Below are 11,504 nucleotides of genomic sequence, written 5' to 3'. Positions count from 1 at the left end.
TTCTTGCTGAGCGCCTGTTGTGGGTCGGCAGGAAAGGGTGAGATATGCTGAATACGTTCATCATAACGCTGCGAGAGGGAGTAGAGATAGCGGTCATGCTGGCTATCATTCTGGCCTATCTGCGTCAACTGGGCGCCAGCCGGTCTGCGAACAAGGTATGGCTGGGGACAGCAGCGGCGGCGATTGTCAGCGTTGCGGCAGCCGTTGGTATCTTCGCCGTCCTGCACACGACGAAGGTCGAACGCTTCCAGGCACCCCTCGAGGGCACTCTCAAGCTCCTGGCGGTCATCATCCTGACGTGGATGACCCTGTGGATGAAGCGCGAGTCGGCAACGATCGGCTCCAGCCTCCGGCAACGCGTGCTGCATGCCGTCAGCGACGGTTCCGTGTGGACACTCGCCTCGCTCGCATTCATCTCTGTCGTCCGGGAGGGCATCGAGACAGTCCTCTTCGTCGTCGGCTCCACACAGCAGACCAGTCCAGCGGCAACCATCAGCGGTGCCGTGCTCGGCTTCACCGTTGCCGCCATTCTTGGCGAGATCGTTTATGGCGGGAGCAGGCGTATAGCTCTCAAGCCGTTTTTCACCGTCATGAGCGTCCTCCTCACCGTCATGGCCGCCGGTCTCCTGGTCGGGGGTGTTGGCGAGTTCCAGGGCCTTGGGCTTCTGCCGACAGGAGTCGCCCCTCTCTGGTCCACGCGGGCCATTGTGAGTGATACGAGTATCGTCGGTGGGCTGCTGGGTTCTGTCTTTGGCTACGTCGACAGCCCCAATCTCGTCCAGGTCGTCGCATGGATCGCCTACCTGGTCGGAGCGTTGTGGGCATACTTTCGCCCAGCAACGTCAGCATCGGTCACTGGATAACCGCCCCCTGTTCAGTTGTCTCGATGGGAGGCAGCCACTCCAGCGGATTGGTCGGCTCGCCATCCTGGCGCACCTCAAAGTGAAGGTGGGGACCAGTGCTGAAGCCCGTGTTGCCCGTATATCCGAGGAGCTGTCCTTTCTGGACGCGTTCATAAGGCTGGACCGCGAACTTCCACAGGTGGCCATAGACGGTGGCAATACCTCCACCGTGCAGGACGACGACCATGTTGCCATAGGTAGTCTTGCTGCCGATGTACAGGACGACCCCATCAGCGGGTGCAAGGATGGGCGATCCGTAGTGAGCGCGCAGGTCGACGCCCCGGTGGAACTCCTCTTCACCAATGATCGGGTGCATGCGTTCACCATAGGGTGACGTGATCATCATGGGTCCCGTCAGGGGCCATGCCAGTTCCGCCACGGGTCTGAGCTGGGCAGCAACCGCGGGATCGCATCCCGCGATGACCGATCGGATGAGTTGGTCTTCGCGGTTACTCTGGCGTATCATGGCTTCCTGGTCTCCGGCCTCGACCGCAACCACGTCCGCCGCCTCTTCAGCCTCAGCCGTCTGCAGAATACGCTCCTGCTGTGCCACCTGAGCACCACGAGCGACGTCGACCTCCTGCCACAGCAAAAGTTGTCTGGCCTGCCAGACGTCCGCGGACTGCACGTAAGCGACCGCATGACGCTGGTCGGCACGGCTACGATTGAATCCAACCAAGACCACGCCTGCCGCTGCAACTGCTATCACCAGCAGGATCCATCCTGCCGCCTTGCGCATGTTCACTCTCGGGACCTCCACGTTCGCGGCACAGACTCATCTGGGCCTGACCTTTTAGTATATGGCGGTCACTGGCTTGAGCAACGGCTACAAGGTTAAGAATGGATTCCCGCATACGCGGAGAAGCACCCCTCGCCTTGGACAAAAGGGCTCGGGGGAATGACAATAGGGTCTATTGCTTTGCCGGAAGGTCCTGCTGTGCCGCCAGCGCGCGGTCGATCTCCTGCAGGATATGCTTGGCGCTGCGCCAATCCAGCATGATGACTGGCAGGTCTCTCTTGTGCGCCTCGTTGATCACCTTCCCCGAGAAGGAATGGCTGATGTACGACGTCAGGACGACCACGAGGCGGGTAGTGGAAAGGACCGCCGGGTCGAGGTCTTCCTTGCCGTTTGTGGCGATACAGACACTATTGGGAAGCCATGTCTGCAGGTTTCGGGACAGTGTCTCATGTCCACCGGCGACCAGGACCCGCTCGGTGATGGAACGCACGGTGTACTGCACTTCGGCCTCAGGCTCGTCGCGCGCCGAGAGAATGCCCATCAGTCGCGAGATCTCGGCCTCGCGCGTGCTCAGGCGGTCACGTGCCCGGTCCAGCTCACCGGTCAGCCGGTGCGTCTCGCGCAGTTGTACCGCAAGGTCTGCGCGTGCCCTGCGCAGTTCTTCGCCGTCTGCCGGGGCACCGACCGATGGAGTCGGCCCGTAGGCGGTCGGTGACTGCGTCGCCGGCACCTGCCTCAGGGCGAAGAGTCCAGCGAGCATGCTGACAGCCGTTCCATCGTCGAGTCCAGCATCGGTGCCAGCGAGCAGGAACGCAGCCTGCCAGACGTCGCCCGGCCCTGGAGAAGCTGATTGGTCTACCTGCGCTACCTGCCTGAGAACATCACGGGCAGCGCTCAGACGCGTCGCAAGCTCCCGGTCTCCACTGTCGCCACCGGTCGCTCGCCACCACAGCTGATCATACCTCAAAGCGGCATCATAACGGGACCTGCTTGCCGGATCGATCTCCGCAGCTGCCAGAGTCAGGCGATGCAGCGCTTTGACCAGGGAAAGATCCAGGGCCTCACGTAACGGGGTCTCCGCCACCGGAACACCACAGACGCCGGCATACCATGCCAGTGCCACCAGTTCCGCATCGGGCTCTTGCTGCTGTTCCCTGGGATGCATCACCCTGAACCGCTCCAGGCTGATGCTCTCACCAGCGTTGACCGTTTGCCACGCGCGACGCCAGCCGTCCCGCATGATCTCACCCAGGCAGGCCTGTGCCTGCTGGTCGTGCTGTGCCGCTACCGACACTCCCACCAGCCTGCACGCATACCCAGCATCTTCGACCGACAGTGTGACCAGCGTCGGGTGGTGCAGGAGCATACTATCAGCCGCCTGAACATCCCATGCGGGGTCGGCTAATCGCAACGCGTCGTCGATATGCCGATGCAGATGCGCATTCGTGGCACATGCTGCAAGCGCAAAGGGAACGAGGTCGGGACGGATGGTCGGATGTAAAGACGGCATGACGGGGCCGGGGCGCTGTCCCCCAGCCAGTTGCGCTTTCAGTGCCTGCGCCAGTTGTGCCTTCTCCTTCTCATCCATTGCTCACCTCCCATCATGAACAGTATATTGCCGGTCATCGCGTTGTCACGCCGCAAACATCAACATTCCAAAAGGCTACAGGAACTGCATGTGCTGGCTCAAACCTTGCTGCAAGAAACCTGCTACAATGGACGTTGGACCACTCAGTAAGGTGGTCTCGTATGACGACATCGCTGCCTTCTCCGTGCCGGGAAGCGGCCGCGACTGTTGCGCCGAGGATGCCGTACTCTGTTTCATGGAGGTTTGGCATGAAAACACCGCTTAAAAGAAAAACTGTCACTTTGACCCAATTCGCCATGCTTCTCGCTATTGAGGCTTTGGTCTGCTTTACACCGCTCGGCTCCCTTCCGGCGGTGGGACCGATCGTCGCGACGCTCGGCATGGTCCCCGTCATCATCACGGCCATCCTTCTCGGCACCGGCGCGGGCGCCTGTATGGGGGCGTTCGCCGGCCTGTTCAGCTTCCTGGTCTGGACGTTCACACCGCCAAACCCTCTGGTCGCGTTTGTCTTCACTCCGTTCTACATGCTCGGGGCCACACATGGAAATGTGTGGAGCCTGGTCATCTGTTTCGTACCGAGGATACTGGTCGGCGTGGTAGCGGGCGCCTGCTTCAAGCTGTTTACCCGCTTGAACTGGAAAAGTGGCGTCGTCTACGGCCTCAGCGGAGCGCTGGGCAGTCTCGTGAACACCTTGGGAGTCCTGGGGGGTATCTACGTCTTCTTCGGGCATAACTATGCAACGGTGCTGGGGAAAGGGTTCAACCTGCTCCTCGGATTGATCGGCCTGACCATCCTGACGAGCGGCATTCCCGAAGCGATAATCGGCGGGGTCGCCGCGTATGCCGTCTGTCGACCCATACAGAAGAATATGAAGCACGATTCTGACTAAATCCTACCATTGAGCGTCTTCGCCTTCATCGGGGTGCTGACAAAGACGCTGTAGCGGACAATCCTCAGGAGATTGAGAGCCTGTGGGCGGGGCTCTGTTGCTTGATATGAACAGGAGCAAGTCCTTCGGTGACGCCTATGCAATGTCCTATTGAAAGAGGCCGATGGAAGGAAAGGAGATACTTCCTGGTGTGTTAATGGAGGAGCCCTGCTTTCCCTTCGCGTCAAAACTTGTTATCGAAGTCTTGTCTGAACGAAGGCTTCCAAGAACTGTTCCAGATGCATCTACAGCATAGTACAGAGCGTTCCAATTGGCATCGGGATACTCAATAATCAACGTACCATTGTCGCTTGCCAGCTGAGCCTGCACATTGTACGGAGCATCGATAGGCTGTTCACGATGAAGTTTGGCGAGGAGCGTATTGATTGTTTCTGGCAATGTTACTGAAAGCGAGGTCGCCGATGTATCAATGCAACCGATTTTCATATCAGTATGAGTAAAATAGAGGAGCGATCCGACACGTGCAAAACTCGAACCCTGGTCTGAAGTAATGATTCCACCGAATGCGTCGTCACACCGTACCCACGTTCCTTTAGTGCTGTTCATACGAAGAAGCCAGATAGAGCCCGATGCATTCTTCACTACTTTCTCTGATGCTTCAACAAGAACAAACCCATTCGTAATGCTGCCGCTTCCATATTCCACGACCATCTGTGTCTGGCCAGAAGGGACAGGGACGGTCAGTGTTTGTGCCTTTGAACCAGAAGCAACGCCTTGTTCAGTTATGGCAAGAGTCTTGCCATCTAGTGTTTTATTTGGCAGAGCGTCCAATTCCAGGGGCACGCTCACAAAAGCGCTCTCATCTGATACGTACCATCGGTCGATAAAGCCGTCTTGTGTTAATAAATGTTGCATTCCCTCTGGAGGAGTCAAAAGATTTACGTCCCAACTGGATATCGTTGTTATGAGGGGTTTCTTGCTTAGGTAGCTCCATTGTTGAACGACTCGAACGGGTGAACCAGGTTGCCAGCACAGTATTCCTCCATTAGGAATATCTTCCACATGAACGGCAGCCGTACCGGAACTCTTTAAAGTATTTTTTCCAATGTTCCATAAAAAGGGAACCGCATCAAACTTGGAAGAGGAGGCATCAGCTTCCACCATTAGATTGATCTTTGGGCCGTCTACTATAACAACTTTCTGGGCACAACCTGCCACAAGAACTATTGCAAGCAGGATGCTCATAAATGTGGCGATCCTTGAGTGGGATCGTGGTGTCATTGTCTTCATGCTATGCTCCTCCAACAGGTACTTTCGACAAGAATGGTGGACAGGAACCCGGTCACCAGAGCCGTCAGCGCGCCGTATCGTTGCGGCGCGCGACTAGCATAATTCCTCACTCCCGGCGTCACGTACACAACGCGTAGACTTATAAGTCAGTCTCGCTACGGTGTCTGTGCAAGGACTCCCGTCACCGGGTTCACGTCGACGACGTGGGAATCGATCGCTGTTTCGCCGGTGGAACGAGTTACGGCGACAGCAAGCGTGTCCCCACGCCAGAAGGCAGTCATTACGTGCCAACCTCCCTTTGTCATGAAATCGGCGAGTGCCGTGCTTGGCGCGTATTCCCTTTGGCCGACATCACAGACCATACCCTGGTGAAGAACGACCCCGTTCTGTAGAGCCATGTCGAGATTCACCAGCACCCGCCCCTCATTGTTGAGAACAAGGGACTGCACAAACGCACCGGACCCTTTGCCAATGAGGCGTGCCATTGGTTCCACAGAAACATCTTGCCGGATGCGCACCGCATACAGGCGATAGTCCCCGTTGGCCCGCTGCAGCGCAAAGACAACCCAGCCGGCATCCGGGTCATAGCCGAGAGCTGTGAGATGAAATCCATTTGGATCCAACGGTGTCGCGCCGACCTGACGAGCTGCGTCATCGCCGGTTTTCTGCGATGCTCCCCAGCCTGTTACCTCTAGTCCTGTCTCCTTCTTCAACTCTTCATTGAACGAGCCGTTAAGGTCAAACAGGGTCTGATAGGTCTTGGCGTCTCCATGGGAACTATCCCCGTTTATGTCTGGCTTCGCGACCGTAATCCGATTGTCCCGTCCTGTCAGAGTCATGAAGAGGCGTGGACCATCGCTCACGGTCTCGATGAGATAACGCCCATCCTGCTGCTGCACGACGGTAAAAACCGTATCCTGGATGATCTCCCACGGATTCATGGCATACGCATACGTTTCCTGAGCCGAGACCAGCGTCTTGCCATTTGCCTGACGGACTGTCCCGATGGTATAGCCTACTGGCTGCGCACCGGGTCCGCTGAGAGGTCCCTCAAAGGGCACCTGTTTCCACACGGTCCGCATGATGTCATCCTGATGCAGGATGAGTGCTTCCAGATACTTTCGGACGGCGTCCTGCGCGTTGGCGACGTCGGTCTTACCAAGCTCCAGCTTCTCAAGATACGTTGCGGACCAGCCTTCGATGCTCGCGAACTTGAGAAGGTAAATGCCCTTGCTGTCCCGTGACCAGCGAAGATTATAGAAGGTTCCCTTCCCCAGCAGGATACGTCTGGTAGAGAAGGAGCCGGCGTCGGTTACGGCGAGCTCCTGGTCCTTCGTCATGAACACAATGTACCGCCCGTCCGGCGAAATGACAGCGGAGTAATCCCCTTGCTGCCCATAATGGCGTGTCACGCGCCCCTCCAAGGTGAGCTGGGCAACTGGCTGTGCATCACCCAGCTGCGTAAAAACTATTGTTTTGCCGTCACGCGTTGCAGAGGGAAGCCCGCCCTGTTCTGCCAGCACAGTCTGCGCCCCGCTGCGCAGGTCAACGAGAACAACGCCACCGAAATTGTCGATGGTCAGTTTCCCGTTTTCGACCGAGCTGGTGACACGCGTCGCAACCAGCATGCCACTCCCCACAAACGCAGGATAATTCCAGGAAACCGTCATGTCTGTGCTGCTCGCAAGGACGAGTCGACGCTCGCCGCTCGCCGTGTCCAGCGTATAGATGTTCTGGTCCAGTTCATAGGCAACCGTCTTCCCATCCAGCGACAGGCAAGCGTTTTGTACTGTTTCGGCTGACGATGACCCAGCCATAAGTTGCTTTGCTGAAGCAAGAACGACCGTTTTGCCATCCGTTTTGTACAGTTCAATCCCTGTTGCCGGGACCAGGAACACGGGTCCCCGCTCTGTCTCGCCGACATAGGCGACCGGCCCGTTTGCTACCTGCTGAATCGTCGTCTGTCCAACAAGGTCCAGGTCACGTGCTTCCAGGGCTGGTGTTTTTGAAGTGACCTCAATGTTCAGGAAAACAAGCATGGCAGTCACCGCGCCTGCGGTCAGTGCCAACGTCCACCAGCGAACATGCTTCCGTGGCGCCGTCAAACGCTCGCGAAGTTGAACTTTGAGTGTTGTATTAACTGGGAGACCATCTCCAAAATCATAGAGTTGTTGTTCATTCATGGTATTCCTCCTGCGCAACGTTAACGCGCATCTTCTGCAAAACAGTTCGTAGTCTGGATTGCACCGTGCGTTCGTTGATGCCCATAATCTCGCTCATCTCATGAAACGTCAGCCGTGAGAAGTATTTCAACGCAATCAGATCCCGCTCATCGGGTTCGAGCGCGGCAAGCGCATCCTGGACAGTCTCCGCCACTGCATCCTGACCCTCTCCAGATGGACAGTCCGTCGGAAGAGCAACCGTCTGTATGTGCCGTGACCGATCAATCACAAGATTCCGGGCAGTCACAAACAGCAGTCTGCGCAGCTGTTCGCTATTGGTGACGCGCCGGTATCGGTGGAAGACGCGCGAAAATGCATCGCTGACGATGTCATCTGTATCATCATGGTTCCCGATCCGTGAAAAGACGTACCGGTACAATGCATCAAAACCTGATTCATATACTTCCAGAAAAGCATTCACGCCTTCATCCCCCGCGGTTCACTCGACGTCGTGTGTGCACAACCATAACAACGAATCAGCAGAACGAAATGATTGACCCAGCCTTCACAATGAGCATACACCGACTCAGCGCTCCTCCGAAATGTGCCGCGAGCGATGCAGGAAAAGAAAAGCCGGATCAGTGTGTCTAATCCGGCTGTGGCACAGACTGTGCTAGCTACTTTACTGTGGCTAGAAGATAACCGCCTGAAAGAGATCGATAGAAGGAAGACGGACGTTATTTGCTGCATCCTTCAAGGGAAGGATGGAGCCCTGCTTCCCGTTTGCGTCGAAGCTTGTCACGGAAGTCTTGTCAGTTCTTAGACTTCCAAGCACTGTTCCAGATGCGTCCACCGCATAGTATATGCCATTCCAGTTCACATCGGGATACTCGATGATCAACGCCCCGCCGTCGCTGGCCAACTGAGGCTGGACTGGAAACTCGGCGTTAGAAGGGGTGCCAGAATACAGTTTGTTCAGGAGCGCACTGATCTCCTTCGGAGACGTTATCGAAGGGGAGGCTGCTGCCGTGTCAATGCAACCAATTCCACTGTGGCCGTGGGTGAAGTAGAGAAGAGACCCAACGTGTGCAAAACTCGATGTCTGGTCCGAGAAGATGTTTCCGCCAAACGCAGACAGATCACCACAATTCACCCATGATCCGACTCCACTATTCATGCGAAGAAGCCAAATGGAGTCCGGCGTATTGATCGGTGCGTTAGCCGGAGATGCTTCCACAAAGACAAATCCCTTCCTTGTACTCCCACTTCCATACAAGATCTCCATCTGCGCTAAGCTGGAAGGGACAGTGGCTCTTAGTGTCAGCGTCTTCGGGGCAGGAACAGCGGTTTGCCACACGCTTTTCTCTGTCACTGTCAGGATAGTCCCGTCCAACGTCTTCTGAGAAGAAGACATCACAATCGAGCCCTGGGTCGTGAGGAAACTCTCGCCTTCCACCGCATCCACCACATACCATCGAACAAACGGCTGAGTACCAAGCACACCCATGCCGGGTTGATACTGCATTCCCACTGGAGGTGTATAAATATCAAGGCCGTTTTGTGATTTTGTGGTCATGAGCGGCAGTTTATCCTTAATTCCCCATTGCTGTACGACATCGATTGTGGTAGCGGGCGTCGGAGCTAACCAACAGAGCTTCGCTTCTCCGTCTGTGTTGTTTGCATGCAATACAACCGTGCCGGTGCTCTGCAGTGTATTCTGCCCAACATTCCACGTGAGTGGAACAGCATCGTAAGCGGAAACAGTAACGTTAGTAAGCATCAAGGCACTAATATCTGGTCCTTCTATGGGAACAGCTTTCGGAGTGCAACCAGCAAGAATACCGATCGCAGCTATAAGAGCAATGCTCATGACAGAAACAACCGTTGTGCATTTTGTCTGTTTCTTGGAAGACATGATGACACCTAGCCTTTCCTTGAGGTTTCGCTTGTCCTCAACCATTGCCGAGAACATGGCGGGCGAGGGAGCACCTGTCGCCAATGCGACCGCAAGGAGCATGGAACCGTATCCGCGGCGGTCGTCCGTGGAAAACTGCCTGGTGACCGTTTCGTCACAGGAAAGCAGGCCAACTGACTGGGGGTTTTCATATCGCTCTCTGCTACGGTGTGTATGTGATTGTTATCGTCTGTGTATTCTGATCCCAGCCAACCGTTGCGCCAAGATTCTGAGTAACAAATCTCAACGGAAGCATCGTCCTGCCGTTGATGATCTCGGGGACTACCTTTGCGTTTGTAGAATCGATAAGAGTACTCACGCCATTCACGGTCGCGGCACTCTTGCCGATCCAGAGAACGATGGTCTTCTTCCCAAGCGTCACTGTTGCTTTCTTCGTGGTTGCATCCCAGCCAACAGTACCCGCGAGAGCTTCGATGATTGCACGGATCGGGACAAGGGTCCTGCCGTTCTTGATGACGGGAGGAGAATCAAGCATCTTCGAGGCACCGTTGACAGTAAACGTGGACTTTCCAATCTGAAGAACAACAACGGTTTTTGGAGTTTTAGTGGCTGTCGGATACCCATACCACGGGTTGGTCCAACCATTGGCACCGCTAATATACCATACCGTAAAACCAGGCGCACAAGAGTCAAACACACTAGCCCTCATTCTGGGTGCATTGCCTGAGAAGTGTGCTGCGATCAGTCCCGTACAACCCTGGAACGCATAAATACCAATACTGGTTACGCTGTTCGGAATGGTCACGCTGGTCAGTGTCGTACACCCATAGAACGCTTGACTGCCAATACTGTTCACGCTGTTCGGAATGGTCACGCTGGTCAGTCCCGTACAACCCTGGAACGCATAATTGCCAATACTGGTAATGCTATTGGGAATCACGTAAGCTCCCTGTTTGCCACCAGGATACGCAACAAGAGATGTCGCTGTCTTGTTAAACAAAACACCATCCGTGCTTGAAGAATACGAGGAGTTGCCCGCATCAACAGTGATACTGGTCAGTCCCGAACAACCCAAGAACGCCATGCCGCCAATACTGGTCACGCTGTTCGGAATGGTCACACTGGTCAGTGCCGTACAACCATAGAACGCATTGTTGCCAATACTAATTACGCCGCTCCCGATGGTCACACTGGTCAGGGACGAACAATAGCAGAACGCATAATTGCCGATACTGGTTACGCTGTTCGGAATGGTCACACTGGTCAGTGCCGTACAATTGTCGAACGCATGGTTGCCAATACTAATTACGCCGCTCCCGATGGTCACACTGGTCAGTGCCGTGCAATCGTAGAATGCCCAATCGCCAATACTAATGACGCTGTTCGGAATGGTCACACTGGTCAGTCCCGTACAAGCCTGGAACGCATAATTGCCAATACTGGTAATGCTATTGGGAATCACGTAAGCTCCCTGTTTGCCACCAGGATACTGAACAAGAGATGTCGTTGCCTTGTTAAACAAGACACCATCTGTACCTGAAGAATACGACGAGTTGCCGGCCTCAACAGTGAAACTGGTCAGCGCCGTGCAGCTAGAGAAAGCATAATCGCCAATACTGGTAACGCTGTCGGGGATGGTCACGCTGGTCAGTGCCCTACAATCTTGGAACGCTTGAGTGCCAATAGTGGTTACGCTGTTCGGGATGGTCACGCTGGTCAGTGCCGTATAAGTATAGAACGCCATGTCGCCAATATTGGTCACTGGATATCCACCCAGTGTGGCGGGGATGACGATAGCGCCTCCCAATCCTGCATAACCAGTAATTGTAGCGTTACTGCCAGCAACGGTATAGGTATAATCCCCTTCCGTGATGTCCGCCCTTGCGGAAGGCATAGACACGAAGATCTCTGTGAACAGTGACAGGACGAGACATGCTGCGATGAAAACTGACAGGACCTTTCTCATATCTTCTTCCCCCCTTCGGATATTTTATCTTGACAACAGAACTATCATTGTA

Annotated in this window: 9 protein-coding genes; 2 read left to right on the top strand and 7 right to left on the bottom strand. The window is 55.3% G+C overall.

Annotated elements, in window-relative coordinates; translation table 11 throughout:
- Positions 1 to 44: 44 nt before the first annotated feature.
- Positions 45 to 863: an FTR1 family iron permease gene (locus SMC5_RS03520; protein ID WP_119119612.1), complete on the top strand. Its 819-nt coding sequence runs from the start codon at positions 45 to 47 to the stop codon at positions 861 to 863.
- Here the strand turns inward: SMC5_RS03520 and SMC5_RS03515 are convergent.
- A complete protein-coding gene (locus SMC5_RS03515; protein WP_243622511.1) occupies positions 853 to 1,641 on the bottom strand; it encodes a M23 family metallopeptidase in 789 nt (262 codons plus the stop codon). The two genes, SMC5_RS03520 and SMC5_RS03515, sit on opposite strands and share 11 nt — an antisense overlap.
- A gap of 172 nt (positions 1,642 to 1,813) precedes the next feature.
- Positions 1,814 to 3,229: a DUF2325 domain-containing protein gene (locus SMC5_RS03510; RefSeq protein ID WP_119119610.1), complete on the bottom strand. Its 1,416-nt coding sequence runs from the start codon at positions 3,227 to 3,229 to the stop codon at positions 1,814 to 1,816.
- Between the two features lie 248 nt (positions 3,230 to 3,477).
- On the opposite strand from SMC5_RS03510, the gene SMC5_RS03505 reads away from it, so the two are divergent.
- The gene (locus tag SMC5_RS03505) at positions 3,478 to 4,119 is read left to right on the top strand and encodes an ECF transporter S component (protein ID WP_119119609.1); all 642 of its coding nucleotides are present in this window, start codon (positions 3,478 to 3,480) and stop codon (positions 4,117 to 4,119) included.
- A gap of 147 nt (positions 4,120 to 4,266) precedes the next feature.
- On the opposite strand, the gene SMC5_RS10415 is transcribed toward SMC5_RS03505, so the two are convergent.
- From SMC5_RS10415 to SMC5_RS03480, 5 genes are all read right to left on the bottom strand, one after another.
- Positions 4,267 to 5,409, bottom strand: coding sequence for a hypothetical protein (locus SMC5_RS10415; RefSeq protein WP_126854926.1), 1,143 nt, complete (start codon positions 5,407 to 5,409; stop codon positions 4,267 to 4,269).
- 155 nt (positions 5,410 to 5,564) lie between these two features.
- A complete protein-coding gene (locus tag SMC5_RS03495) occupies positions 5,565 to 7,592 on the bottom strand; it encodes a PD40 domain-containing protein (RefSeq protein WP_119119607.1) in 2,028 nt (675 codons plus the stop codon).
- On the bottom strand, positions 7,585 to 8,052 hold the full coding sequence (locus tag SMC5_RS03490) for an RNA polymerase sigma factor (protein ID WP_119119606.1): 468 nt from the start codon (positions 8,050 to 8,052) through the stop codon (positions 7,585 to 7,587). The genes SMC5_RS03495 and SMC5_RS03490 overlap by 8 nt, the downstream gene beginning before the upstream one ends.
- A gap of 210 nt (positions 8,053 to 8,262) precedes the next feature.
- A complete protein-coding gene (locus SMC5_RS03485) occupies positions 8,263 to 9,588 on the bottom strand; it encodes a hypothetical protein (RefSeq protein ID WP_119119605.1) in 1,326 nt (441 codons plus the stop codon).
- 100 nt (positions 9,589 to 9,688) lie between these two features.
- Complete coding sequence (locus SMC5_RS03480) at positions 9,689 to 11,452, bottom strand: leucine-rich repeat protein (protein WP_119119604.1); 1,764 nt, start codon at positions 11,450 to 11,452, stop codon at positions 9,689 to 9,691.
- Between the last annotated feature and the right edge of the window lie 52 nt (positions 11,453 to 11,504).

The sequence above is a fragment of the Candidatus Cryosericum odellii genome (genome assembly GCF_003570935.1).
Lineage (GTDB): Bacteria > Caldisericota > Caldisericia > Cryosericales > Cryosericaceae > Cryosericum > Cryosericum odellii.
This window is presented reverse-complemented; position numbering and strand designations above follow the sequence as displayed.